Annotated in this window: 27 protein-coding genes; 12 read left to right on the top strand and 15 right to left on the bottom strand. The window is 67.4% G+C overall.

Features of this window, described 5'->3' with window-relative positions; all coding sequences use genetic code 11:
* Nucleotides 1-83: 83 nt before the first annotated feature.
* Both G6N32_RS23975 and G6N32_RS23970 read right to left on the bottom strand, forming a co-directional pair.
* Entirely contained in the window at nt 84-1,106 is a 1,023-nt protein-coding gene (locus G6N32_RS23975) for a sensor histidine kinase (protein WP_115319063.1), read from the bottom strand.
* Nucleotides 1,093-1,797: a response regulator transcription factor gene (locus G6N32_RS23970; RefSeq protein WP_102805336.1), complete on the bottom strand. Its 705-nt coding sequence runs from the start codon at nt 1,795-1,797 to the stop codon at nt 1,093-1,095. Before G6N32_RS23970 ends, G6N32_RS23975 begins: the two co-directional genes overlap by 14 nt.
* A 100-nt stretch (nt 1,798-1,897) precedes the next feature.
* On the opposite strand from G6N32_RS23970, the gene G6N32_RS23965 reads away from it, so the two are divergent.
* The 4 genes from G6N32_RS23965 to G6N32_RS23950 are packed head-to-tail and all read left to right on the top strand — an operon-like array spanning nt 1,898 to nt 4,982.
* Nucleotides 1,898-2,554, top strand: coding sequence for a glycosyltransferase family 2 protein (locus tag G6N32_RS23965; protein ID WP_115318605.1), 657 nt, complete (start codon nt 1,898-1,900; stop codon nt 2,552-2,554).
* Entirely contained in the window at nt 2,551-3,222 is a 672-nt protein-coding gene (locus G6N32_RS23960) for a TIGR04282 family arsenosugar biosynthesis glycosyltransferase (protein ID WP_115318606.1), read from the top strand. Before G6N32_RS23965 ends, G6N32_RS23960 begins: the two co-directional genes overlap by 4 nt.
* Complete coding sequence (locus G6N32_RS23955) at nt 3,223-3,852, top strand: methyltransferase domain-containing protein (protein WP_115318607.1); 630 nt, start codon at nt 3,223-3,225, stop codon at nt 3,850-3,852.
* Nucleotides 3,853-3,860: 8 nt separating this feature from the next.
* Nucleotides 3,861-4,982, top strand: coding sequence for a molybdopterin-dependent oxidoreductase (locus G6N32_RS23950; protein WP_163789586.1), 1,122 nt, complete (start codon nt 3,861-3,863; stop codon nt 4,980-4,982).
* 389 nt (nt 4,983-5,371) lie between these two features.
* Here the strand turns inward: G6N32_RS23950 and G6N32_RS23940 are convergent, their stop codons facing one another.
* From G6N32_RS23940 to G6N32_RS23920, 5 genes are all read right to left on the bottom strand, one after another.
* Nucleotides 5,372-6,727, bottom strand: a complete 1,356-nt coding sequence (locus tag G6N32_RS23940) for a hypothetical protein (RefSeq protein ID WP_115318608.1) — start codon at nt 6,725-6,727, stop codon at nt 5,372-5,374.
* Nucleotides 6,728-6,848: 121 nt separating this feature from the next.
* Nucleotides 6,849-7,250: a TIGR03668 family PPOX class F420-dependent oxidoreductase gene (locus G6N32_RS23935; RefSeq protein ID WP_115318609.1), complete on the bottom strand. Its 402-nt coding sequence runs from the start codon at nt 7,248-7,250 to the stop codon at nt 6,849-6,851.
* Nucleotides 7,247-8,116: an alpha/beta fold hydrolase gene (locus G6N32_RS23930; RefSeq protein ID WP_115318610.1), complete on the bottom strand. Its 870-nt coding sequence runs from the start codon at nt 8,114-8,116 to the stop codon at nt 7,247-7,249. Before G6N32_RS23930 ends, G6N32_RS23935 begins: the two co-directional genes overlap by 4 nt.
* 39 nt (nt 8,117-8,155) lie before the next feature.
* The gene (gene menE / locus G6N32_RS23925; RefSeq protein ID WP_218565260.1) at nt 8,156-9,301 is read right to left on the bottom strand and encodes an o-succinylbenzoate--CoA ligase; all 1,146 of its coding nucleotides are present in this window, start codon (nt 9,299-9,301) and stop codon (nt 8,156-8,158) included.
* Nucleotides 9,302-9,351: 50 nt separating this feature from the next.
* Nucleotides 9,352-9,654 (bottom strand): DUF3349 domain-containing protein, encoded by a 303-nt coding sequence (locus tag G6N32_RS23920; protein WP_115318612.1) that lies wholly within the window; start codon nt 9,652-9,654, stop codon nt 9,352-9,354.
* A gap of 228 nt (nt 9,655-9,882) precedes the next feature.
* On the opposite strand from G6N32_RS23920, the gene G6N32_RS23915 reads away from it, so the two are divergent.
* From G6N32_RS23915 to G6N32_RS23905, 3 genes are read left to right on the top strand one after another with little or no spacing between them, the layout of a single operon-like run.
* Nucleotides 9,883-11,139, top strand: coding sequence for an inorganic phosphate transporter (locus G6N32_RS23915; RefSeq protein WP_115318613.1), 1,257 nt, complete (start codon nt 9,883-9,885; stop codon nt 11,137-11,139).
* A gap of 28 nt (nt 11,140-11,167) precedes the next feature.
* Entirely contained in the window at nt 11,168-11,449 is a 282-nt protein-coding gene (locus G6N32_RS23910; protein ID WP_115318614.1) for a hypothetical protein, read from the top strand.
* A 7-nt stretch (nt 11,450-11,456) separates the two neighbouring features.
* Nucleotides 11,457-11,765: a DUF3349 domain-containing protein gene (locus G6N32_RS23905; RefSeq protein WP_115318615.1), complete on the top strand. Its 309-nt coding sequence runs from the start codon at nt 11,457-11,459 to the stop codon at nt 11,763-11,765.
* Here the strand turns inward: G6N32_RS23905 and G6N32_RS23900 are convergent.
* The 7 genes from G6N32_RS23900 to fadD8 form a co-directional block, all read right to left on the bottom strand.
* The gene (locus G6N32_RS23900; RefSeq protein ID WP_115318616.1) at nt 11,762-12,148 is read right to left on the bottom strand and encodes a VOC family protein; all 387 of its coding nucleotides are present in this window, start codon (nt 12,146-12,148) and stop codon (nt 11,762-11,764) included. The two genes, G6N32_RS23905 and G6N32_RS23900, sit on opposite strands and share 4 nt — an antisense overlap.
* A gap of 15 nt (nt 12,149-12,163) precedes the next feature.
* A complete protein-coding gene (locus G6N32_RS23895; RefSeq protein ID WP_264028571.1) occupies nt 12,164-13,009 on the bottom strand; it encodes an SDR family oxidoreductase in 846 nt (281 codons plus the stop codon).
* Between the two features lie 82 nt (nt 13,010-13,091).
* Nucleotides 13,092-13,994, bottom strand: a complete 903-nt coding sequence (locus G6N32_RS23890) for a 1,4-dihydroxy-2-naphthoyl-CoA synthase (protein WP_115318618.1) — start codon at nt 13,992-13,994, stop codon at nt 13,092-13,094.
* A complete protein-coding gene (locus tag G6N32_RS23885) occupies nt 13,991-14,464 on the bottom strand; it encodes a nitroreductase family deazaflavin-dependent oxidoreductase (RefSeq protein ID WP_115318619.1) in 474 nt (157 codons plus the stop codon). Before G6N32_RS23885 ends, G6N32_RS23890 begins: the two co-directional genes overlap by 4 nt.
* A gap of 15 nt (nt 14,465-14,479) precedes the next feature.
* Nucleotides 14,480-15,169, bottom strand: a complete 690-nt coding sequence (locus G6N32_RS23880; protein ID WP_115318620.1) for an HAD family hydrolase — start codon at nt 15,167-15,169, stop codon at nt 14,480-14,482.
* Nucleotides 15,170-15,204: 35 nt separating this feature from the next.
* On the bottom strand, nt 15,205-15,747 hold the full coding sequence (locus G6N32_RS28600) for a hypothetical protein (RefSeq protein ID WP_174901040.1): 543 nt from the start codon (nt 15,745-15,747) through the stop codon (nt 15,205-15,207).
* Between the two features lie 22 nt (nt 15,748-15,769).
* Nucleotides 15,770-17,371, bottom strand: a complete 1,602-nt coding sequence (gene fadD8 / locus G6N32_RS23870) for a fatty-acid--CoA ligase FadD8 (RefSeq protein WP_115318621.1) — start codon at nt 17,369-17,371, stop codon at nt 15,770-15,772.
* A gap of 148 nt (nt 17,372-17,519) precedes the next feature.
* Between fadD8 and G6N32_RS23865 the strand changes: the two genes are divergently transcribed.
* The 4 genes from G6N32_RS23865 (at nt 17,520) to G6N32_RS23850 (ending at nt 21,748) form a co-directional block, all read left to right on the top strand.
* Nucleotides 17,520-18,860, top strand: coding sequence for a DUF2254 domain-containing protein (locus G6N32_RS23865; RefSeq protein ID WP_115318622.1), 1,341 nt, complete (start codon nt 17,520-17,522; stop codon nt 18,858-18,860).
* 61 nt (nt 18,861-18,921) lie between these two features.
* Nucleotides 18,922-19,167, top strand: coding sequence for a DUF3253 domain-containing protein (locus tag G6N32_RS23860; protein WP_115319065.1), 246 nt, complete (start codon nt 18,922-18,924; stop codon nt 19,165-19,167).
* Nucleotides 19,168-19,196: 29 nt separating this feature from the next.
* On the top strand, nt 19,197-20,762 hold the full coding sequence (locus G6N32_RS23855; RefSeq protein WP_115318623.1) for a long-chain-fatty-acid--CoA ligase: 1,566 nt from the start codon (nt 19,197-19,199) through the stop codon (nt 20,760-20,762).
* Nucleotides 20,762-21,748 (top strand): o-succinylbenzoate synthase, encoded by a 987-nt coding sequence (locus tag G6N32_RS23850; protein ID WP_115318624.1) that lies wholly within the window; start codon nt 20,762-20,764, stop codon nt 21,746-21,748. The genes G6N32_RS23855 and G6N32_RS23850 overlap by 1 nt, the downstream gene beginning before the upstream one ends.
* Before the next feature lie 26 nt (nt 21,749-21,774).
* Here the strand turns inward: G6N32_RS23850 and G6N32_RS23845 are convergent, their stop codons facing one another.
* Nucleotides 21,775-22,329, bottom strand: coding sequence for a TetR family transcriptional regulator (locus G6N32_RS23845; RefSeq protein WP_115318625.1), 555 nt, complete (start codon nt 22,327-22,329; stop codon nt 21,775-21,777).
* 78 nt (nt 22,330-22,407) lie between these two features.
* On the opposite strand from G6N32_RS23845, the gene G6N32_RS23840 reads away from it, so the two are divergent.
* Nucleotides 22,408-23,283 carry an SDR family oxidoreductase gene (locus G6N32_RS23840; RefSeq protein WP_115318626.1) on the top strand — a complete coding sequence of 292 codons (876 nt, stop codon included), beginning with the start codon at nt 22,408-22,410 and terminating at the stop codon, nt 23,281-23,283.
* The last annotated feature ends 29 nt before the right edge of the window (nt 23,284-23,312 follow it).

The following is a 23,312-nucleotide window of genomic DNA, read 5'->3' as shown; positions in this document are numbered from 1 at the left end:
CTCGACCAGGCTACGCCCAAACCGCCGTTTCGCCGGAGAAGTTCGAGTGGATCGCTGCACAACGTCGATCTCGGCGAACGTGCTCACTCCGACTTCGGTAGCCGGACCTCGAAGCGGGCCCCGTGCGCGGTGTTGTGCGCCGACAGCGTTCCGTGGTGCGCCTGCACCAGCCCGGCCGCAATCGCCAAGCCCAGGCCCGAGCCGCTGGGCAGCGACGAATCCTCACGCGGGACACGGCCGTTCGACCCGCGGTAGGCGACGTCGAACACCCGCGGCAGGTCCGTCTCGTCGATCCCGACGCCGGTGTCGTCCACCCGCGCCCACGCCCCGCCGGCGTCGCTGCCGAGTGCCAAAGTCACCGCCCCGCCGGACGGGGTGTGCGCGATCGCGTTCGCCACCAGATTCGACAGCACTCGCACCAGCGCCCGATCGCTGCCGATCACCCGGACGGGGTCGGCCGGTACCGACGCGGTCAGGTGCACCCCGGCGCGCTCCGCGGCGATTCTGTGCGCGGCGATCACGTCGTCGACGACCTCGTCGAGGGCCACCTTCTCGTATGGCGCGTGGACCGCTCCGGCGTTGATCTTCGACATCTCGAACAGGTCGTCGACCATCTCGGAGAGTCGAACCGATTCTTGTTCAATGTGCTTGGCTTGCACCCGCACCTCGTCGTCGCTGACCACCCCGTCGGCGATCGCCTCGGCCAGTGCGCGGATACCGGCCAGCGGGGTGCGCAGGTCATGGCTGACGAACGCCACCAACCGGCGTCTGGACTGCTCGGCCGTCCGCTCGGCGTCGTGAATCTCTTGCTCCCAGACCGTCCGGCGGGCCTGATAGCGGGCCAGCATCACCGCAGCGGGCAGTGTCACGATCGCCACGATCAGCAGCACGACGGCGATCGACGCGAACGTGGAGGTGATCATGAAGCCGCTGGCGCCCAGCACGCCGGTCAGGGTCGCCAGCGTCGGGATCAACACCAGCGCCACCATCGTGACCGTCATCGACCAGGACCTGGCCAGCCGGATGACCAACGCGCCCAACAGAACTACGGGCAGCGAGCAGGCCAGCGCAAGTACCGCGATCTGGGCCAGATCATGCTGTGGCACGGTCACCGCCGCCGGCTTCACCGCGCCACAGATACCCACGGCCCCAGACCGTTTGTACGCGGTGATGATCGCCGAGCTTGGACCGCAAGCGCTTGACGTGCACGGTGACGGTCGACAAGTCACCGAAGTCCCAATGCCACACCTGCTGCAGCAACTCCTCGCGGGAGAAGACGGTGTCGGTGTGCGTCAGGAAGAACAGCAGCAGATCGAATTCACGATTGGTCAACCCCACCGGTTTGCCGTCGATCTGCACGGCACGTGCCGCAGTCGACACCGTCAGATCACCGACGGTCATCTCCAGCGGGAGAGCAGCCGCGGGCGCCGGTGCCCGCCGCAACACCGAGCGCACCCGCAGCGCGAGCTCGCGCGGGCTGAACGGCTTGGTCAGGTAGTCGTCGGCGCCGGCTTCCAGACCGGCAATGCGATCCTCTTCCTCGCCGAGGGCGGTCAGCAGGATCACCGGCACGCTGAAGTCGCCGTGCTGGCGCAGGGTCCGGCACAGCGACAGACCGTTTGGTCCGGGCATCATCACGTCCAGCACCGCGACGTCGATGCGCTGGGTTCCCAGCACCCGCAGAGCCTCGCTTCCGTCACCCGCCACTGCCACTTCCAGGCCGTCGCGCTCGAGGTAACGGCGCACCACGTCACGGACGACGGTGTCGTCGTCGGCGATGAGCACACGTGCGGGCATAGGAAAAGGTTAGCCAACAGCAGCCTTCACCTGCACCAACGTCACGATTTTGTCATTCCCTCACGCGCAGATTCGCCAATGCTCGCCTAGGTTGGCTCCTATGCCCGACTGTCCGGTCACGGTGGTGCTGCCCTGCCTGAACGAGGCGGATTCGCTGCCCACCGTGCTGGCCGCAATGCCGGCTGGTTACCGCGCTCTGGTCGTGGACAACAACAGCACCGACGGCACCGCGCAGGTCGCTGAGCAGCACGGAGCCGATGTGGTCCGCGAATCCCGGCCGGGCTACGGATCCGCGGTTCACGCCGGGGTGCTGGCGGCCACCACGCCCATCGTCGCGGTGCTCGACGGTGACGGTTCGCTGGACCCCGCCGACCTGCCGCGGCTGGTCGCCGCGCTGGAGGATGGCGCCGACATGGTGACCGGCCGGCGCCGTCCGCTGCCCGGGGTGACATGGCCCTGGCATGCCCGTTTGGGTACCGCGGCGGTGTGCTGGCGGTTGCGGACCCGGCATCGGCTGCCGGTCCATGACATCGCGCCGATGCGGGTGGCCAGGCGTGACGCGTTGCTGACGCTCGGGGTAGTCGACCGCCGTTCGGGGTATCCGCTGGAATTACTGGTCCGTGCCGCTGCCGCGGGATGGCGTGTGGTGGAGGTTGACGTCGACTACGGCCCGCGGGTCGGCGGTAAATCGAAGGTCAGCGGGTCGGTGCGAGGAAGCTTCACCGCCGCCGTCGACTTCTGGAAGGTCATTTCGTGACGCCAAGCCCGGCACCGATCCCGGTCACCGTGCTGGTGGTGGCCAAAGCGCCGATACCCGGACTCGCCAAGACCCGGTTGGCGGCGACGGTGGGGGACCGGGCCGCGGCCGACATCGCCGCCGCCGCGCTGCTGGACACCCTCGACGCGGTGGCCGAGACCCCGGTCACCCATCGGGTGGTCGCGATGACCGGCGAGCTGGATCACGCCTGCCGGGCTGGTGAAATACGTGATCGGCTCGCCGACTTCACCGTGATCCCGCAACGCGGTGACGACTTCGCCGACCGGCTGGCCAATGCGCACACCGACGCCGCGACGGTTCGTCAGCCGGTGCTGCAGATCGGGATGGACACCCCGCAGGTGAGCGCGGAGCTTCTCACCGCATGCGCCCACCGGCTGATCGACGCATCGGCCGTCCTCGGAATGGCGCGTGACGGCGGGTGGTGGGTGCTCGGCGTGTCCGACGGCGCGAGTGCCGGCTGTCTGCGCGATGTGCCCATGTCGCAGTCCGACACCGGCGCTGTAACGCTTGCCGCGCTGGAGCACACCGGTATTCCCGTGACCCTTGTCGAGGAACTGCACGACGTCGACGCCGTCGACGACATTCCTGCCGTCCGTGCCGCCTGCTCGCCGTCGAGTCGGTTCGCCCAAGCCACCCGAGGACTGTGAATGCTGGGACAGCTGTACGACGACGCCCTCGACGGCGAGCGATGTTGGTTGCGCCACCGCGACGGCCGACGGCACCCGCTGCCGGTGCGCAGCTGGTTGGGCGGTCAGGACGCCGACAGTGTGTTCGACGCGGCCATCGTGGCGCTGTGCGACGGTCCGACGATCGACTTGGGTTGCGGCCCAGGACGTTTGGTAGCGGACTTGATCCAGCGCGGTATTCCTGCCCTTGGTGTCGACCAGTCGGCGACGGCGGTCCGGCTCGCGCGGCGTAGCGGTGCACCGGCATTGCTGCGTGACGTGTTCGAGCCGCTACCGGGAACGGGCCGCTGGCAGACGGTGCTGCTGGCCGACGGGAACATCGGTCTGGCCGGTGATCCGCGCCGGGTTCTGCGCCGGGCCGCGGAGCTGCTCTGCGCCGGCGGTCGGTGTGTGGCCGAGTTCGATCCCGGCACAGTCGGGGTGCGGACCAGCTGGGTGCGGCTGGAGTCGTCGAACAATATCGGCCCGTGGTTCAAATGGGCCTCGGTGGGTGTGGACTGCGCGGCCGCGCTGGCCGAAGAAGCCGGGTTGACGTTGGTCGGGATTCACCCGATCGGCGGGCGGGTGGTGGCTACACTCACGCTGACGTGACGCCGCAGATGGGATCCACCACGAAGGCCACTTCCTTGCGTGGTACAGCAGTGACGGCTCGGGTCGGGGTCGCCCTCGGTGTCGCCGTGGCCGTCTGCTTCGGCACGGGATTGATCAGCCACTTCATTCAGCATCCGCAACCGTGGTTCTTCTGGCCGACGCGCCCGGTCTGGCTCTATCAGCTGACCCAGGGCCTGCACGTCATCTCGGGTATCGCGGCGATCCCGCTGCTGCTGGTCAAGTTATGGTCGGTGTACCCCAAGCTGTTCGAGCGGCCGATCGTCGGTGGGCTGGTCCGCCAGATCGAGCGGGCATCGATCCTGGTGCTGGTGGGGTCGATGATCTTTCAGCTGTCCACCGGCGTGATGAACATCGCGCAGTGGTATGCGTTCGAGTTCTTCTTCACCACTAGCCACTACGCGATGGCCTACGTTGCGGCCGGCGCGGTCCTGGTGCACATCGGTGTGAAACTGCCGGTGATCCGCCGCGCTCTCGGTGAGCCTCTCGAGGAGCCGCCGACCGGTGAACTGCGGGTCGGTCCCAGCCGGCGCGCGGTTCTGGCCGGCACCTGGCTGGCTGTCGGTGCCGCGACGATAGTGACTGCGGGGCAGACGATTCCGTGGCTACGACGGGTCTCGCTGCTGGCCCCGCGGTCGGGCGACGGCCCCCAGGGTGTGCCGGTGAACCGGTCGGCGTTCGCCGCCGGGGTGCTCGGCAGCGCGCGCTCGCCGGACTACCGGCTGACCATCGTCAACGGTGCCGCCGTCACGGCCATGACCGTCGATGAGTTGGCCGCGATGCCGCAAACCACCCGTCGGCTTCCCATCGCGTGTGTGGAGGGCTGGAGTGCCACCGCGGACTGGACCGGTGTCGTTCTCGCCGATCTACTCAAAGCCGTTGGTGCGGCAGTGGATTCCGATGTCCGGATGATCTCACTCGAACCACCTGGGCCGTACTCGCGCACCGTGCTGCCCGCGCGACACACCCGTGACGCCCAGACCCTGATCGCGCTGAAGCTCAACGGTCAGATCCTCGATCTCGACCACGGCTATCCGTGCCGGCTGATCGCCCCGACGAGACCGGGTGTGCTGCAGACGAAATGGCTATCCAGAATTGAGGTGGTGACGTGACGTCCGCGCGGGTTTTCCTGGTGGCGCTCGGACTGGCGCTCGGCGTCTACGGTGTGGTGCTGGTGTCGGAGAACTCGACCGACGTCATCATCCGCATCGTGGTGTGGGCACTGATCGGTGTGCTGCTGCACGATGCGGTGTTCGCACCGGTGTGCGTCGCCCTCGGGTTCGCCGGGCGGCGTCTCCTGCCGCACAAGTGGTGGACGCCGGTGCTGGTGGCCGCGCTGCTCACGGTGGTGCTGGTGCTGCTGGCGATCCCGGTCTACGACAAACCCGGCCTGCATCTGGACAATCTGACGGTGCTCGACCGCAACTACGAGACCGGCTTCTGGATTGCGCTGGCCGTGGTCTGGGGCGCGGCCCTGCTGTACCTCGTGGGCGACCGAGTGCTACCAGTTGGTCAGGATGAAGTGGTTGAGCAACAGCGCGCCGACGACGTTGAGCCCCAACCACCATCGGTGGGCCCGGACCGGCAGCAGGGCGCCGGCGGCGGTGAGCCACACCTCGAACGGTAACCAGATCCGTTCGGTCTCGGCCTTCGACAGCATGGACAGGTCGGCGAACAGGATCGCCACCAGGGCGGCCAGGATCAGCAGGTGCAGCCCCGACCGGCGTCTGATCGCGGTGATGTCGAATACCCGGCCGATACCGGCGACGCTGCCCAGTCCGATCGCGCACACCACCGATGCGAAGTTGGCCCAGCTCCAGTACTGGAACGGTCGGTTCAGCGCAATTCCCTGCCAATAGCGCTGCTGCACAAGGGTGTAGCCGTCGAACCACCAGAAGCCGGCGATCGCGAATACGCCGACCACCGCCAGTGCGCCCAGGGCTGCCGGAACCAGCACCCGAACCGCGCCGCGCCACGACGACGCACAGATCAGTACCGCGAGTGCGGGTACGGCCATCAGGCCCAGGCCGTAGTTGAGGAAGATCGCCCACCCCAGCACCAGTCCGGCTGCCACGGCGACCAGCAGGGGCCGGCGTACCGTCCGGCGAACCGCCAACGCCAGCAACGCGATTCCCCACGCCGCGACACCTGCGAAATAGCCGTCGGCGGACACCGCGATCCAGATCGCGGTCGGTGCGACGGCGACGAACGGTGCGACCAGGCGCGCTGTCTGCTCGTCGTTGAGTGCTCGCACCGCGACCACGATCGCCGCCGCGGCCGACGACCCGACCAACAGGCACCACAGGCCCGCCCACGAGCCGCCGCCCAGCCCGATGCGGTCCAGCCAGACGAACGTCAGCAGCGCGCCCGGCGGATGGCCGGAGACGTGAGTGATCCACGAGTTCGGTTGGAAATCCAGGATCCGGCTCGAGAATGTGCGAACCGCTTCCGGGATGTCGGTAATTGTCGGCACCTGGTTGAGGTATTCGTGCCGGGCGGTGAGCCGGCCGGCGAAGCCGCGCTGCCAGCCGTCGATCATCGCCAGCGCGAACGCCCACAGCATCGACGTCGCCCACACCGCCACCGTCAGCGCCCGCCACGGCAGTCGCCGCGCCAGCGTGGCGCCCCACATCACGGCCGCCGCGCCGATGAGGATCGCCGGCACGGTGCCCCAGCCGACGTGGGCGTTCCACCATCCGAAGATCGGCGCGGTGTCGGCGAAGCTCTTGATCTGGGCGGGGGTGCTGTTGATCAGCGGAGTGACGATGCCCAGATGCAGGTGCGGAACCACGAACGCCGCGACCACCAGCAGCACGCCGACGGTTACCGCGACCGCTTCTTTGCGACCGATGCTCACAAGGATCCAGGGTACGGGCGATACCGGTCATAACAGCCGCGAGATCGACGACAGGGTTGTGACATCACGAGATTCACAGCCGTGAGGTCGATTTCGGTGCCAGGCACGCCCAGAGGCAGGGTCAGGCGCCCCAGGACGTCCACTGATCGACGTCCACCGCGATCACCGGGCCGTTCAGCGGAACGTACTGGTACTGCTGATATTTCGCGCGCAACAGGTCATAGCCGCGTTCGCATACCGGATCGTCGTGGTGGATCGCCGCGATGCCGTCGGCCCGCACCCACCACAGCTGCGACCAGTCGTCGTCGTAGTGGTCGACCAGGATGCTCACCCGGGGGTTGGCCTCGATGTTGGCCAGCCGCCGCAGCCGTTGAGTGGTCTTCGGCTTCCCGTCCACCGCGGTGAAAATCATGGACTCGGCGACCGCGAACACGATCGGCACCACATGCGGTGGACCGTCGGGAGTCACTGTGGCCAGCCTGGCCACCGACGCGGCGGCGAATCGCTCGGCGGGCTCGGTCACGCCTGGGTGGCGGGCTGCTCGATATCGGCGCCCACGGTGGTGGCGATGAAGTCGTCGATCAGTTCGACAACTTCCATCGGGCGCTCCACCTGGGGGAAGTGCCCGACGCCGGTCAGCACCTCGAGCCGGACGTCCGGGCGTGTTTCATGCGCGGAGTACGCGTGCTCGACGGGAATGATGGCGTCCTGATCGCCCCAGATGACCATGACCGGGATGGTGGCGACGTGCAGTCGGTTCAACGCGCTGACCGCCTGCCCGCGGTAGTCGACCACCGAACGCAGTGTGCGCAGGAACGCCTGGCGGGTCTGGGCGTCGGCGAAGGAACTGTAGGCGCTCCAGATCTCGGCGCCGCGCGGCGACTGGATGCCGGCTTTGCCGAACCAGGACCGCACCTTCTCGCCGACGGCCAGCACCGGTGGAGGCGCGATGATCGGCATGATCAGCTCGGCGCCGGGAGCGGAGAGCAGTCGCAGTGTCCATCCGACGTCTGGCCCCAGGCCGCCGCTGTTCATCAGGATCAGCCGCCGGCAGTAGTCGGGGTGCTGATAGACGAATTGCATGGCGATGCCGCCGCCCAACGACTGGCCGACGACGGTGGCGTGTGTGACGCCGAGTTCGTCGAGCAGGTCGCGCAGGAACACCGCGAACGCGCCCAGCGAGTAGTCACTGCGCGGTTTGTCCGAGCTGCCGTGCCCGGGGAGGTCCGGGGCGATCACCCGATATCTGCGCGACAACGGGCGAATCATCTGGCGCCAGGTCTGGGAGCTGCCCGCCATGCCGTGCAGCAGCAGGACGACGTCGCCTTGGCCTTCGTCCAGATAGGCCACTTGGTCACCGTGCAGGTCGAGAAACTTCAGCTCGTCCATACTCTTCTGTCCCCTTTATCCGACTGCGCAAACCATTGTTCACCAGCCGTAGCCGCCGGGTAGGTCACCGCCATTGGCGAACCGCTCGCGCAACGCGCGACGGTCGAGCTTGCCGATGCCGCGGCGCGGCAGCTCGTCGAGAATGTGCAGCTCACGGGGTGCGGCCGTCGGGTCGAGCGACGCGGCGAGGTACTCGCGGATGTCGTCCAGGCTGGGTTCGAGGGCTCCAGTGACAAGCACCACTGCGGCCGCCACCCGCTCGCCGAGCCGGTCGTCGTCGAGGCCGAACACCGCGCAGTCGGCGATCGCGGGGTGCTGCGACAGCACCGCTTCCACCGGCGCGGGCATCACCGTCAGCCCGCCGGTGCTGATGCCTTCGTCGACCCGGCCCAGCACCCGCAGCCGGCCCTCGTCGTCCACGGTGCCCAGATCGTCGGTCCGGAACCAGCCGGCTTCGGCGAACGGATCGGGGTCTGGCGGGTTGCGATAACCCAGCGCCAACGTGGGACCGCCGATCACGATGCGGCCCTCACCGGGCTCGGCTCCGTCGTCCAGCCGGATCGTCACCCCGGTCAGCGGAACGCCGTCGTACACGCATCCGCCGGCGGTCTCGCTGGAGCCATAGGTTCGCACCACGGTGATTCCGGCTGCCGCCGCACCGTCGAGGACGGGCCGCGGCGCGGGCCCGCCACCGAGCAGCACCGCGTCCAGTTCGGCGAGTGCCGCGGTGGCCTCCGGGTCCAGCAGCACCTTGGCAAGCTGCGTCGCGACCAGTGAGGTGTAGCGCCGCCCGGAGCCCAATTGCGCTACCGCCGTTGGCAATTGGGTGACGTCGAAGCCTGCTGAGATGTCCATCTCGACCGGCACCGTGCCGGCTTGCAGGCTGCGAACCAGCACTTGGATCCCCGCGATGTGATGCGTCGGCAGCGCCAGCAGCCAGGTCCCCGGGCCGCCGAGGTGATCCAGGGTGGCCGATGCGCTGGCGATCAACGCAGCGGGAGTGAGCATCGCGCCCTTTGGCGTGCCGGTGGTACCCGAGGTCGCCACCACCAGCGCGACATCGTCGTCGATCTCTTCACCGACTCGCAGGGAGCTTGTCAGCAACTCACTCTCACGCAGGTCGCCGGCGGGAATCGGAACCAGGGGCGCGTCGCGCCCATCGAGCACGCCATCCAGGGCGGCCATTACTGACTGCGCCGTCGGGCCGGGCGGAATGGCGAGCGCTCGCAGAGTGGTTATTCGACGTCCTCACTGTCTCGCGGATCGTCCAGCGGCCAGCCGTAGTTCGCCAGCCTGTCGTGGACCCGATCGATGTCCTCCGGAGTGGGCAGCGCGTCGGTGATCTCCGTGATCAGTACCCCAATGTCGATGTGGTCGAACGCACCGCGCTCGAGCAGTGCATTGGCCACCGCGATGACCTCCTCGTCGCTCAACCTGCGGCGCAGTAGTGCAAACAGCGGCACCTGGTCGGGGTGCGGGACCCCGTCGGGGTAACCGGCTTTGATCCAGGCCACGATTTTGGTGATGAAGTTGGTCACCGCAGCATCTCCCTTGCGGGGGCGTGTAGGCGCCCTATGGAATGCACGAATTCTAGTCGGCATCGAATTGCCGCGCCCACGTTGTACCCCCGATGCGTCGGACCGGAGAAACGGCGCAAGGCTGGTAGGTTAACGGCCGATGAACACCTGCGGGACGTTCGCAAATGCCCTGTTCGAGGACTTTTGGCAACTAGTCAAAATACCTACGCACCCAGCAGAATCTCTGTCATGAGCACGGAGATGATCATCCTGGTGTTGTTGATTGCCACGGCGCTGGCATTCGATTTCACCAATGGCTTCCATGACACGGGCAATGCCATGGCGACGTCGATCGCCACTGGCGCGCTCAAGCCCAAGACCGCCGTGCTGCTCGCCGGAGTCCTGAATCTGGTCGGTGCGTTCCTCTCCGTCGAGGTGGCGGTGACGGTGACGACGTCCGTCCTCAAGGTGCAGGACGCCAAGACCGGACATCTCCTGGCCGGCATCGACGCGTCGATGGGATTGACGATCATCTTCGCCGGCCTCATCGGCGGCATCCTGTGGAACCTGCTGACGTGGCTGTTCGGCATCCCGTCCAGCTCCTCACACGCCCTGTTCGGCGGATTGATCGGCGCAGGCCTGGCCGCGCTGGGCAGCAAGGGCGTCAACTGGGCCGGCGTCACGCAGAAGGTGCTGATTCCCGCGATCGCCGCGCCGATCATCGCCGGCATCGTGGCGGCGGCAGGCACCTGGCTGGTCTACCGGATCACCCAGAAGGTCTTGGCGAAGCGCCGCGAGGACGGCTTCCGCTGGGGACAGATCGCGACCGCATCTCTGGTGGCGCTGTCGCATGGAACCAACGACGCGCAGAAGACGATGGGCGTCATCGCGCTGGCTCTGATCACCACCGGCCACCTGACCGGCGACGTGAAGAAGGACGGCCTGCCGTTCTGGATCATCCTGAGCTGCGCGCTGGCGATTGGCCTCGGTACCTACATCGGCGGCTGGCGGGTCATCCGCACCCTCGGTAAGGGTTTGGTCGAGATCGAGTCGCCTCAGGGCCTGGCCGCCGAAGCCTCTTCGGCCGCAATCATTCTCAGCTCGAGTGCCGCCGGTATGGCGCTGTCCACCACCCACGTCGCCACCGGCTCGATCCTCGGCAGCGGCGTCGGCAAGCCGGGCGCAGAGGTCCGCTGGGCTGTGGCCGGGCGCATGGCGGTGGCCTGGCTGGTCACGCTGCCGGCCGCCGCGCTCGTAGGCGCACTGGCCTACTGGCTGTCCTACATCGTCAAGGACGTCAGCGGATCGCAGCTGATGGGCGACGGACTGATCTTCGTGATCCTGGTGGCGCTGTCCTTCTACATGTGGTGGCGTGCCCAGCAGCAGAAGGTCGACCACAGCAACGTCAACGCCGATTGGGATACGTCGACCAACTCGGTGGTGCCCGCCGAAGTCCGCGCGGCCACCAAGGACGCCAAGCCGGCCGAACCCACCGCCACGGTTTGATCACCGCGACAAGCAGAGAGACACGTTGATGACGTACTTCGAAGCCATCTTCAAGGTGCTGGTGGTCGGGCTCGTCCTCGGTGCAGGCTTGCCTGCGCTGTTCGCGACCGGCATGCTGGCCTACTCGTTCGGCGCCGGCGGCGAGGAAGCCGACCATGAGATTCACAAGCCCAACCCGGCGCTGAAGGTTCTGGGGATCGTGCTGTTCATCTTCGTCTCGTTGGTGATCGTGACGGCCGTCGCCTGGATCACCCGGGCGACGATCATCCATCACTTCGGCGTCGACCTCTTCCCGATGCTGAAGAAGTGAGCCTGCGATGACAATCCAACAGCCCCCCGCATTTCTCGACAGTGTCCTCGGCTGGCTGCACAAGGGATATCCGGAAGGCGTTCCGCCGAAGGACTATTACCCGCTGCTGGCCTTGCTGAAGAGGTCGCTTGCCGAGGACGAGGTTGTGCAGGCCGCCCAATCGATCCTGCGCGCAACGGATTTCGATACACCGGTGAGCGAAGAGCAGATCCGTGAAGCGGTCCGCGAGGTCATCGAGAAGGAACCCAATCCCGAAGAGCTGAACCAGGTTGCCGCACGGCTGGCCTCGGTCGGCTGGCCGCTCGAATCACATTAGCTTCGGCTGTCGCGCCGCAGCGGGTGGTCCTCGGGGATCTGCACGAAGATCAGGGTGATCCCGTCCGGGTCGTTGACGTGCATCTCGTGTAGGCCCCACGGTTCGCGTCGGGCTTCACGGGCGATCTCGACCCCGCGGGACGTCAACTCCTGTTGGGTGGCGTAGAGGTCGCGCACCTGCAGCCACAGCGCGCCGGGGAACGGACCTTGTGCGTTCGCAGGCGCGCCGTGGCCGGCGAGTTCGATCAGCGACTGCCCGGCGTAGAACACCGTCCCGCCGCCGTATTCGCGGGCGATGGCCAGCCCGAGTGCGTCGCGGTAGAAATCCAGTGAGCGTTCGTAATCCGCCGGCCGGAGCAGCATCCGGCTCGCAAGGATCTCCATGCCGTCGTGTCTACCTCAGTTCGGCTGCAGGCGCTGACGCTTCATCGCCCGGTTCATCGCGCCGGGCGCGACGACGTCGAGCGCACGGGCGGTGACGGCCATCCGCGGGGCGATCCGCACCGGGCGGTGCCTCGCCGCCTCGATCATCCATCCGCCGGCCTCTTCCGGGGTCAGCGCGGGCAGCCCGTCGTATTCCTTGGTCGGGGCGATCATCGGGGTCGCCACCAACGGGTAGTACAGCGTCGTGGAATGCACGCCCTGGCCGGACCATTCGGTCTCGATGACGCGGCTGACCGCGCTGAGCGCGGACTTCGACGCGTTGTACACCCCGAACAGCGGAGAGGCTTCGCTGAAGACACCCCAGGTGGCGACGTTGATGATGTGTCCGTCACGGCGCTCCAGCATGGCGGGCGCCAGCCCGCGGATGAGGCGCAGCGGCGAAAAGTAGTTGAGCATCATGGTGCGCTCGACGTCATGCCACCGGTCGAGCGATTCGGCCAGCGGCCTGCGGATCGAGCGGCCGGCGTTGTTCACCAGGATGTCGACCGCGCCCACCTGCTGCGCCAGCGCGTCGACCGCGTCGAGGTCGGCCAGGTCGCAGGGGATCGCGGTCGCAGCTCCGCCGGCGGCGGTGATGCGGTCGACGACCTCGGCGAGCAGGTCCTCACGCCGGGCGACCACGATGACCTCACACCCTTCGGCGGCGAACTGCTCGGCGCCGGCGGCACCGATGCCCGACGAAGCGCCGGTGATCAGCACTCGCTTGCCGCGCAGGTCGACGGTGATACCGGTCGGCAGGCTCAGCGGTGGTCGCATACCTGTCAGCGCGATGGCCTCGGTGATTCGGCGCAGGGGATTCACGGCTGCTGAGTCTATGTGCGACGAATTCGGCGCGGTTTCCGGTGCTGTGCCCCGGTTATCGCGCCGAACCTCAGGGGCCCGACTAGAAGTATCGGGGGAACGGACTCCAGTCGGGATCGCGCTTTTCCAGGAACGCATCCCGGCCCTCGACCGCCTCGTCGGTCATGTAGGCCAGCCGGGTGGCCTCGCCGGCGAACAGTTGCTGGCCGACCAGCCCGTCGTCGAGCAGGTTGAAGGCGAACTTCAGCATGCGTTGGGCCTGAGGTGATTTGCCGTTGATCTCCCTGGCCCACTGCACGCCCACCTTCTCCAGGTCGGCGTGGTCGACCACCTCGTTGACCGCGCCCATGTGATGCATCTGCTCGGCGGTGTAGGGCCGGCCGAGGAAGAAGATCTCCCGGGCGAACTTCTGGCCGACCTGGCGCGCCAGATACGCGCTGCCGTACCCGCCGTCGAAGCTGCCGACGTCGGCGTCGGTCTGCTTGAAGCGGGCGTGCTCCCGGCTGGCCAGGGTGAGGTCGCAGACCACGTGCAGGCTGTGCCCGCCGCCGGCCGCCCACCCGTTGACCAAGCAGATGACGATTTTCGGCATGAACCGGATGAGCCGCTGGACCTCCAGGATGTGCAGTCGCCCCGCCCGCGCCGGATCGACGGACTCGGCGGTTTCTCCTTCGGCGTACTGGTATCCGCTTCTGCCTCGGATGCGTTGGTCGCCGCCCGAGCAGAACGCCCAGCCGCCGTCTTTCGCCGACGGCCCGTTACCGGTCAGCAGCACCACGCCCACATCCGGTGACATCCGGGCGTGGTCGAGCGCGCGGTACAGCTCGTCGACGGTGTGCGGCCGGAATGCGTTGCGCACGTCCGGACGGTCGAACGCCACCCGCACCGTGCCGTCGGAGACGTGCCGGTGGTAGGTGATATCGGTCAGATCCTCGAAGCCGTCGATGGCTCGCCACTGCGACGGGTCAAACGGATTGTCAGTCAAGGGTTTTGAACTCCATCACTCGGATCGAATCGGAATACCGCGCAGCGGCCGGCCAGGGCCTCGAACTCTTCGGGCTTGCCCTCGCTGACCAGCCCGGCGTTCTTCATGAAGCTGACCCCGGTCGGAACCAGGACGGGGAACTCGCGCAGTAGTGGGCGCGCCTCGCCGGCAGGCAGCTCCACGATGCGCACCGTTTCGCTGTGCCGGCCTGTGGTCAGCGTGACGACGCCGGCGGCGCGGGCGTTGCGCACCCAGTCGGCGCCGGGGAACCCGCCCACCACATACCGCTTGCCGTCGACGGTGAACGGGGTGATCGGCGTCGAGCGTGCCTTGCCCGACTTGCGGCCCGGCACCGTCAACACCACCGGCGATTCGGTCCCGAACGGGATTCCCAGACGCATCGCCGCCATGAAGATCTTGTTCATCGGCTTGAGCCACCACGGCGGCCTGATGCGCTCGGAGTCGGCCATGTCCAAAAGGTACGCCTAGCATCCGATGCCGCGGTCGCGCAGTGCGTCGATGAGCCCGGTCGGGCGCTCGGCGACCGGCAGCGGGTCGACCAGGACGAAGTCGCACCCGAGGTGGCGCGCGGCACCGTCGTTCTCTTCACTGTCGCCGACCATCAGCGCCTCGTCGGCGGCGACGCCCAGGCGCTGCAGCGCGATCTCGAAGATCCGCGGATCGGGTTTGACCACACCGACTTCGAAGGACAGCACGAATTCGTCGGCATCGGCCCCGGCGGTACGGAACGCGGGCCGGATGTCGAAGGCGATGTTGGACACGATCGCGGTGCGTAGACCCTGCGCCCGAAGCGACTGCAAGACCTCGACAGTGTCGGGGTAGGGCATCCACGATGCCGGGTCGACGGCCCGCTGATAGAGCGTCTCGGCGTGGTCGTCCGCCAGGCCTGCGTCGGTCAGCGCGTGCATGTAGGCCTCCCGGTGCAGACTGGGGGCGAGGTCGCGGTTGACCCAGGCGCGCTGCGCCTCTTCGGTTCTCGTCACCGAGCCGCCGGTGGGGTGGGTGAGGCGCTCCATCAGCTCGGCCTGTGTGTGCTCGTCGACGGCGCGACGGCCGTCCTCGCCGATCAACTCCATGCCGTCGAACCAGCTGTCGTCCTCCTCGAGACGAAACAGGGTGCCGGAGAAGTCGAACAGCACAGCGCGTACGGGCATGGCCCCATGCTGCCAGTGCGCGAAAGGGACGCCGCTCAGGGCCTGGGAATGGTCCCGGTGGGATTGGTCATGCCGGGCGTATTCGAGGTCGGCGCGGGATGGTGCAGTCGGTGCTCCAACATCGACGCGCCGCGGTAGTACGCGAATGCCATGCCCAGGGCGATCAGGCCTGCCATGAACGCGACCTGCAGCGCCACCGAGACTGCGCGGGGCACGGCGGGGACGGTGAACCTGCTGCGGATCCTCGGCGCGATTCGTTCGGCACGCGGCATGATCGGCTGCTCTTTGCCGCGCAGGAACTGCATCACCACGTCGGTGGCCCGATGGATCTGCTCACGGTCCACGTACAGCTGGACGCCGTTGGCCGGTGAACCTCTCAGGCCGCTCGGACGGGCCACGTACCCGCCGATGTCGGCGTCGTGCAGAAGCGCGAGAACCGGTGCCGCGTGGGCAGATTCGAGGTCGGCGAGGATGACCCAGGTGTCGGCCCACACGTCGTTGTCCTGGCCGCCCGGCGGCAGCCAGAACATGATGTCGCGCTCTTTGAGGTACTCGAGCGGGATCACCCGAGACAACATCACCCAAGTATGCGCCGAACAGCTAGCCGATGGCTCGAGATGACCCTTCCCAGAACTGCGCCCGCACGGCTTTCTTGTCCGGCTTACCCAGCGCGGTCACCGGCACCGAGTCGACGACGATCACTTGCTTGGGTGCCTGCACCGAACCCTTGCGCTCCTTGACCGCGGCCTGGATCTCACCGGTCAGCGTGGCCACCGACTCGTCGTCACTGGGGTGGTCGGGCCGCAGCACGATCACCGCGGTGACGGCTTCGCCCCACTTCTCGTCGGGGGTGCCGATCACACACACCTGCGCGACGGCGGGATGTTCGGCGACGACGTCTTCGACTTCACGCGGGAACACGTTGAAGCCGCCGGTGACGATCATGTCCTTGACCCGGTCGACGATGAACCAGTAGCCGTCCTCGTCCTCGCGCGCCATGTCACCGGTGTGCAGCCAGCCGTCCTTGAACGTCTTGGCCGTCTCCTCCGGCAGGTTGTGATACCCGCCGGACAGCAGCGGCCCCGACACGCAGATCTCGCCGACCTCGCCCTGGGGCACCTCGTTGCCGTCGGCGTCGAGCAGTGCGGTGCGCGCAAACAGCGTGGGCCGTCCGCACGAGGTCAGCCGCTTCTCGTCGTGATCTTTCTTGCCCAGGTAGGAGATCACCATCGGGGCTTCGGACTGTCCGTAGTACTGCGCGAAGATCGGGCCGAAGCGGCGGATCGCCTCGGCCAGGCGCACCGGGTTCATCGCCGAGGCGCCGTAGTACACCGTCTCCAGCGACGACAGGTCCCGGGTGTGCGAATCGGGATGGTCCATCAGCGCGTAGATCATCGACGGCACCAGCATGGTGGCGGTGATCTTCTGCTCCTCTATCACCCGCAGCACCTCGGCCGGGTCGAACTTGGTGAGCACCACGAGCTCGCCGCCCTTGACCACGGTCGGCACGAAGAAGGCCGCGCCGGCATGCGACAGCGGCGTGCACATCAGGAACCGCGGGTTCTCCGGCCACTCCCACTCGGCGAGCTGAACCGTCGTCATCGTGGTGATCGACTGGGCGGTGCCCAGCACACCCTTCGGCTTACCGGTCGTTCCGCCGGTGTAGGCCATGCCGCCGACATGGTCGGGCGGAAGGTCGGCCGCCACCAACGGCCTCGGCGGGTATTTGGCAGCCTCTGCGATCAGGTCCACCGCGGAGTCACCCAGGGCTTCGGGCACCGGGCCGAGCGTCAGCACCTGCTTGAGGGCGGGCACCTTCTCCAGCAAGCCCTGCGCCCGCTCGATGAACATCGGGTTGGGGTCGATGATCAGCGACGTCACCCCGGCGTCGTTGAGCACGTAGGCGTGGTCGTCCAGTGAGCCGAGAGGGTGTAGTGCCACTCGGCGATAGCCCTGGGTCTGGCCGGCGCCGATGATCATCAGCACCTCGGGCCGGTTCAGCGACAACAGGCCCGCGGTCGCCCCGCTACCGGCGCCGAGCGCCTCGAACGCCTGAATGTACTGGCTGATGCGGTCGGCGAGCTCGCCCCCGGTCAGGGTGGTGTCACCCAGATGCAGCACCGGCTTGTTCTTGTTGCGCTTCAGTGCGCCGACGGTCAGGTGGCCGGAATGGAGGGGATGGCGAAGCAGCTCGTCACTCATGCGGTCCACATTAGAACGTGTTCCAGTTCGGAAGGAAGGGTGTTCGCCAAGCTCGACGACCGCGTGGGGTTTGACGCCGGCGCAAACCGGTGAATCAGGCGCTCACGCGTCCGTACCAGACGGTGCGCGAGAGGACACGGCGTTATTCATGATGTTTCGGGGCGCGCGGCAGCGCCAGGCGGTCTTCGTCGATGCGATCCGCAGCCGGTTGTGGCCGGTACCGGCGATAGGCGTAGTCGCCGCCGTCCTCCTCGGCGTTGCGCTTCCCCAGCTGGACATGGCGGTGGACAAGAGCATGCCGCCGACGTTGGCGGCGTATCTGTTCGGCGGCGGAGCCGACGGTGCGCGAGAAGTGTTGGCCGCCATCGCGACATCGTTGATGACTGTCACGTCGTTGACGTTTTCGTTGACGCTGGTGACACTGCAGCTGGCCAGCAGTCAGTATTCGCCGCGGCTGCTGCGCACGTTCGCTTCAGACCGGTTCGTGCAGCGCACGCTCGCCCTGTTTCTTGCGACGTTCGCCTTCGCGCTCACCGTCTTGCGCACCGTCCGAAATGCCGACGACGGGTCCGCCGCGTTCGTACCGCGGATTTCGGTCACCGCCGCCTACCTGCTGGCGACGGCCAGCGTGCTTGGTCTTGTGCTGTTTCTCGCTCATCTGGTGCGCCAGATCCGGATCGAGACGATGCTCGATCACGTCTCGACCGACGCCATCGACACCGTCTGCCGCACGGCGGCACCAATGGACGAGGATTCCCCGGCGTCCCCGCCCCCGCGGCTGCGGGGGCACCGTATCGTCGCGAATTCCTCGGGCTTCCTGACCCAGGTCGATGAGGCCGCGCTCGTCGCCGCCGCGGTTGACGCCGATGCCGTGGTATTCGTCGATCGTCCCGTCGGTAGCAGCGTCGTTGCGAACGTGCCGGTTGCTTTTTGCCGTCCCGCAGACGCTGCCGCCCAGCTCGACGATGACAGCCTCACGTCGCTGCGCACACGCGTCGCCGCTGCGCTGCACGCAGGTGTCGAACGCACCGCGACCCAGGATGTCGGCTACGGGCTGCGCCAACTGACCGATGTTGCCATTCGGGCGCTGTCGCCGGGGATCAACGACCCCACCACCGCCGTGCATGCGCTGCAATCCTGTACCGCCGTGTTGTGCGAGGCGGCCGGTCAGCGGCTGGGCCAGCGGATTCTGCGCGATGAGGACGGCGTCGTACGGGTCGTGGTGGCCCGCCCCGATCTTCCCGATCTGCTCGACATGGTCTGTACCCAGCCGCAGATCTACGGAGAACGTGATCCGCTGGTCATGGCCAGTCTTCTGACACTGCTGAGGGACCTGGCCTGGGTGGCGCGCCAGTCGGAGCACCGGCAAGCAATCGCAGAGCGTTGCCAGCGGCTGCGCCTCGGTATCGCGTCTCAGCAGTTCGGGTCCTCCGAACGCAGCGCCCTCGAGACTCTTGCAGATCAGGTCGACGAGGCGCTCGATCGTTGACGAGGTCCCTGGTGTCTGATTCGGCCGGACGACGCGTCGCCCGGGGGTTCCGGTGAGTGACGTGGGCAGGCGGCTGCGTTCCGCGATCCTCACACTGACGGCCGAGCGTGCGCCGCGCACGATCTGCCCCTCGGACGCCGCCCGTGCAGTGGACCCCGACAACTGGCGTGAGCTGATGGACGCGACGCGCGATCTCGCCCGCGAGCTGGCCAGGAGCGGGGATGTCGTCATCACCCAGAAAGGCGAAGAGCTCGACCCGGACGCGCAGTGGCGCGGACCAATCCGGATCCGACGAGCAGGCACCTGAACTTTCGCCGACATGGCAATCTGGCTCGTATGCAACCACCCGAACCACGCTTTCTCGACGACCGGCCGGCGTACTGGGCCGAGCACAAGCCCGACGGTCAGGCCATCAGTTACCTGGACCGCAGCTGGACCTGGGCGCAGTGGGACGACCGGATCCGGCGGCTGGCAGGCGCCCTGGTGGAGCGTGGCATCGGCCGCGGTGACGTGGTGGCGTTCCTGGACAAGAACCACCCGGCCTGTGTCGAGCTGCAGCTGGCCGCTGGATCGCTCGGCGCCGCCACCGCCGTCATCAACTTCCGGCTGGCCGCCGACGAGATGGACTACGTCCTCAACGACTCGGGTGCCAAACTGCTGATCGTCGGCACCGAACTGATGGGTGCTGTCGACAAGATCCGGGACAAGCTGACCAACGTCTCGGAGGTCATCGAGGTCACGCCCGACGGCGCGGACGGCGATGGCTACGAAGCCCTGCTGGCGACGGCCAACCCGGTAGGGCGGCCCGCCGAGGTCGATCCCGAGGATGCCGCTTTGGTCATGTATTCCTCGGGCACCACGGGCCGGCCCAAGGGTGTGGTTCTCTCGCACCGAAATGTGTTGGCGCACACGATGAACGCTGCGACGTTCGAGTTCGGCGACGACGACAAGAACATGGTGGCGATGCCGTTGTTCCATGTCGGTGGGTCCGCCTACGTGCAGTACAGCATTCACGCCGGTGTCCCGACGATCATGACGCGCGAGGCTGACGGTGCCTCGCTTGCCGGAGCGCTCCTGCAGGGTGCCAACCGAACTTTCCTGGTGCCCGCGGTGCTGGGCAAGGTGCTGGAGTCCGGCGAGGACGCGGTCAAGCTGTTCAGCGCGCTGCGGACCTTCGTTTACGGGGCTTCCCCGATGCCGCCCGCGCTGCTGAAATCGGCGCTGAAAGCCTGGCCCGACACCGATTTCATCCAGGTGTACGGCCTGACCGAGGTGTGCGGCGCGATCACCCAGCTCTCCCCGGAGGTGCACCGCGACGACTCCCGGCCGGAGCGCCTGATCAGTGCCGGGCAGCCCTCGCGGGAGGTGGAGGTCCGGGTTGTGGACACCGACACCCTGGCTGAGGTGCCGGTCGGTCAGCCCGGCGAATTATGGTTCCGCACACCGCAGCTGATGAAGGGCTACCACAACAAGCCGGAGGCCACCGCCTCGACCATCACCGAGGACGGCTGGTTCCGTTCCGGTGACATCGGCCGCGTCGACGAAGACGGCTTCATCTTCGTCGAGGACCGCCTCAAGGACATGATCATCTCCGGCGGCGAGAACATCTACTCCGTGGAGGTGGAGCGGGTGCTCACCGATCATCCTGCGGTGCTCGACGCCGCGGTGTTCGGTGTCCCGGACGAGAAGTGGGGCGAGTCGGTCAAGGCGGTCGTCGAACTGTCGCTCGGCGGTAAGACGTCCGAGGAGGAGCTGATCGCCTGGTGCCGGGAGCGGCTGGCACACTACAAGTGCCCGCGCAGCGTGGAGATCTCCGAGGCGCTGCCGCGCAACCCGACGGGCAAGCTACTCAAGCGCGACCTGCGCAACCCGTACTGGGAGAACCGCGGCCGCGCGATCTGATGGCGGTGGACCTGGACGACCTGCTGAATCGGTTGCATGTTCTCGCGCTACCGATGCGGGTTCGGTTCCGCGGCATCATGGTTCGCGAGGTGGCCTTGATCGACGGGCCTGCGGGCTGGGGTGAATTCGGCGCATTCATCGAGTACGAACCACCTGAGGCCGTGCACTGGCTGGCCTCCGGTATCGAATCCGCCTATAGGGCACCGCCTTCCGTTGTCCGCGATGTGGTGCCGATCAATGCGACGGTGCCTGCCGTGCCGGCGGAGACCGTGCCGGAAGTGTTGGAGCGCTTTCCCGGGACACGTACCGCCAAGGTGAAGGTGGCCGAGCCGGGCCAGACGCTGGATGACGACGTCGCCCGGGTGAACGCGGTGCGTGCGGTGATCCCGACGGTGCGGGTGGACGCCAATGGCGGGTGGACGGTGGAGCAGGCAGTAGCGGCGGCAGAAGCGCTGACCGCCGACGGTCCGCTGGAATACCTTGAGCAGCCGTGCAAATCGGTGGCCGAACTGGCCGAAGTGCGCAGCAGGGTCGACGTCGCGGTGGCCGCCGACGAGAGCATTCGCAAGGCAGCCGACCCGCTGGCGGTGGTGCGCGCGCGGGCAGCCGACATCGCGGTGCTCAAAGTGCCGCCGCTCGGTGGGGTGCGGGCACTGTTGGACATCGCCGCCGAGATCGACATTCCGGTGGTGATCTCCAGCGCGTTGGACACCGCGGTCGGCATCGCCGCCGGGCTGACAGCGGCGGCGGCGCTGCCGCGGCTGCAGCATGCCTGCGGGTTGGGGACCGGCGGATTGTTCGTCGATGACGTCGCGGAGATCACGTTGGTCGATGGTGGCCTGCGCGTCGGTGACGTGGTGCCGGATCCGGCGCGCCTGGCCGCACTGGCCGCACCGGCCGCGCGCCGCGACTGGTGGATCGAGCGTGTCCGCGTGTGCCACGCCCTTCTCGCCCGAACCGACAAACGGGCGAGCAATCGCGAGTAGATCGCTGCAGAACGTCGACCTCGGCGCTACATGCTCGACTTGAGGTCCGCCACCGCGCGGCGGACGAAGTGAGCCAAGTCGTGCGTGTCGTCGGCCAGCCACTGCTCGAAAGCCAGGTGGAACACCGCGGCACCGGCCTCGGCGGTCAGGCGTGCGGTGGTCTCGGGGACACCGCGGCTCACCAAGCCGTCGGCCATCGCGGCGGCCAGTGCGGATCGTTTGGACAGCTCGCGTTCCTGCAGAGCGGGATTGGCGTCGATCACCGCTTGCCGCAGCCGTGATGCGTCCCGGCGATAGCCGAAAGTGGCGCCCAACGCCTGTAGCGCTGTGCTGACCGCATCCAGGGGGGCAAGCGAATCGGGCGCTTCCGCAACGCCTTTCGTCAACTGATCCAATAGCTGGGGCTGGCCGCCGAAGAGCACTTCGCGCTTGTCGGCGAAGTAGCGGAAGAACGTGCGCTCGGTCAGACCGGCGCGCTCGGCGATCTCGGCCACCGTCGTCTGGTCGAATCCGCGCTCGGTGTAGAGCGCCATGGCCGCCTGTTGCAGGCGGCCCTGCGCATCCGGCTCCCAGCGGCCCATGCGGGAATTTTAGCGGGATGACAGCTGCTGACATCAGCGCTAGTGTTCGATGACAGCGACTGACATGGAGGTAGTCCCATGAAAATATTCGTCACCGGAGCATCCGGCTGGGTCGGCTCGGCCGTGGTGCCCGAGCTGCTGGCCGCCGGACACCAGGTGCTCGGTCTGGCCCGCTCCGACAAGTCCGCCGACGCGGTTGCCGCTGCCGGTGCCGACGTCCACCGCGGTGACCTCACCGACCTCGACAGTCTGCGCAGCGGTGCCACGGATGCCGATGCCGTGATTCACCTGGCCTTTCACCATGACTTCGACAACTTCACCGACGCGGGCGAACTCGACCGCGCCGCGATCACCGCCCTTGGTGAGACCCTGGCTGATTCTGGCCAGCCGCTGGTGGTCACCAGCGGCACGGCCGGACACGCGCCGGGGCAGGTGCTCCGCGAGGACCAGACCGCCAACCCGCAGTCGCCGCGCGTCTCCGAGCAGGCCGCGTTGGCGTTCGCCGACCGCGGTGTGCGGGTGTCGATCGTGCGGCTCGCGCCGTCGGTGCACGGCAACGGCGACTACGGGTTCGTCCCGCACCTCGTGGGAATTGCTCGCGAGAAGGGCATTTCGGGCTACGTCGGCGACGGTGCGAACCGATGGTCGGCCGTTCATCGTGACGACGCCGCACACCTGTTCCGGCTCGCAGTCGAAGGTGCGCCTGCCGGAACCGTGCTGCACGCGACCGGCGAGGAAGGTGTTACCACCCGCGCGATCGCCGAGACCATCGGTCGCGGTCTCGGCGTTGCGGTCACCAGCGTGCCGGCCGAGAACGCGATGGATCACTTCGGCTGGATCGCTGGGTTCTTCAGCCTCGACATGCCGGCCGGCAGCGCCGTCACCCGTGAGCGGTTCGGCTGGCAACCCACCGGCATCGGATTGCTCGAAGACATGGAGCGCCACTACTTCTGATGGAAGCCCTCGCCGCCGAAATATAGGCT

The organism is Mycolicibacterium aichiense, from assembly GCF_010726245.1.
Classification (GTDB): domain Bacteria; phylum Actinomycetota; class Actinomycetes; order Mycobacteriales; family Mycobacteriaceae; genus Mycobacterium; species Mycobacterium aichiense.
Note: the sequence above shows the minus strand (reverse complement) of the source record. Positions and strands in the feature narration are given on the sequence as shown.

What these genes read in the sequence shown, in the direction of transcription:
- G6N32_RS23970 (WP_102805336.1), bottom strand. Translation starts at nt 1,797, where the DNA reads ATGCCCGCACGTGTGCTCATCGCCGACGACGACACCGTCGTCCGTGAC.
- G6N32_RS23965 (WP_115318605.1), top strand. Translation starts at nt 1,898, where the DNA reads ATGCCCGACTGTCCGGTCACGGTGGTGCTGCCCTGCCTGAACGAGGCG.
- G6N32_RS23955 (WP_115318607.1), top strand. Translation starts at nt 3,223, where the DNA reads ATGCTGGGACAGCTGTACGACGACGCCCTCGACGGCGAGCGATGTTGG.
- G6N32_RS23950 (WP_163789586.1), top strand. Translation starts at nt 3,861, where the DNA reads ATGGGATCCACCACGAAGGCCACTTCCTTGCGTGGTACAGCAGTGACG.
- G6N32_RS23930 (WP_115318610.1), bottom strand. Translation starts at nt 8,116, where the DNA reads ATGGACGAGCTGAAGTTTCTCGACCTGCACGGTGACCAAGTGGCCTAT.
- menE (WP_218565260.1), bottom strand. Translation starts at nt 9,301, where the DNA reads ATGGCCGCCCTGGATGGCGTGCTCGATGGGCGCGACGCGCCCCTGGTT.
- G6N32_RS23915 (WP_115318613.1), top strand. Translation starts at nt 9,883, where the DNA reads ATGAGCACGGAGATGATCATCCTGGTGTTGTTGATTGCCACGGCGCTG.
- G6N32_RS23910 (WP_115318614.1), top strand. Translation starts at nt 11,168, where the DNA reads ATGACGTACTTCGAAGCCATCTTCAAGGTGCTGGTGGTCGGGCTCGTC.
- G6N32_RS23905 (WP_115318615.1), top strand. Translation starts at nt 11,457, where the DNA reads ATGACAATCCAACAGCCCCCCGCATTTCTCGACAGTGTCCTCGGCTGG.
- G6N32_RS23900 (WP_115318616.1), bottom strand. Translation starts at nt 12,148, where the DNA reads ATGGAGATCCTTGCGAGCCGGATGCTGCTCCGGCCGGCGGATTACGAA.
- G6N32_RS23885 (WP_115318619.1), bottom strand. Translation starts at nt 14,464, where the DNA reads ATGGCCGACTCCGAGCGCATCAGGCCGCCGTGGTGGCTCAAGCCGATG.
- G6N32_RS23880 (WP_115318620.1), bottom strand. Translation starts at nt 15,169, where the DNA reads ATGCCCGTACGCGCTGTGCTGTTCGACTTCTCCGGCACCCTGTTTCGT.
- G6N32_RS28600 (WP_174901040.1), bottom strand. Translation starts at nt 15,747, where the DNA reads ATGTTGTCTCGGGTGATCCCGCTCGAGTACCTCAAAGAGCGCGACATC.
- fadD8 (WP_115318621.1), bottom strand. Translation starts at nt 17,371, where the DNA reads ATGAGTGACGAGCTGCTTCGCCATCCCCTCCATTCCGGCCACCTGACC.
- G6N32_RS23865 (WP_115318622.1), top strand. Translation starts at nt 17,520, where the DNA reads ATGATGTTTCGGGGCGCGCGGCAGCGCCAGGCGGTCTTCGTCGATGCG.
- G6N32_RS23855 (WP_115318623.1), top strand. Translation starts at nt 19,197, where the DNA reads ATGCAACCACCCGAACCACGCTTTCTCGACGACCGGCCGGCGTACTGG.
- G6N32_RS23850 (WP_115318624.1), top strand. Translation starts at nt 20,762, where the DNA reads ATGGCGGTGGACCTGGACGACCTGCTGAATCGGTTGCATGTTCTCGCG.
- G6N32_RS23845 (WP_115318625.1), bottom strand. Translation starts at nt 22,329, where the DNA reads ATGGGCCGCTGGGAGCCGGATGCGCAGGGCCGCCTGCAACAGGCGGCC.
- G6N32_RS23840 (WP_115318626.1), top strand. Translation starts at nt 22,408, where the DNA reads ATGAAAATATTCGTCACCGGAGCATCCGGCTGGGTCGGCTCGGCCGTG.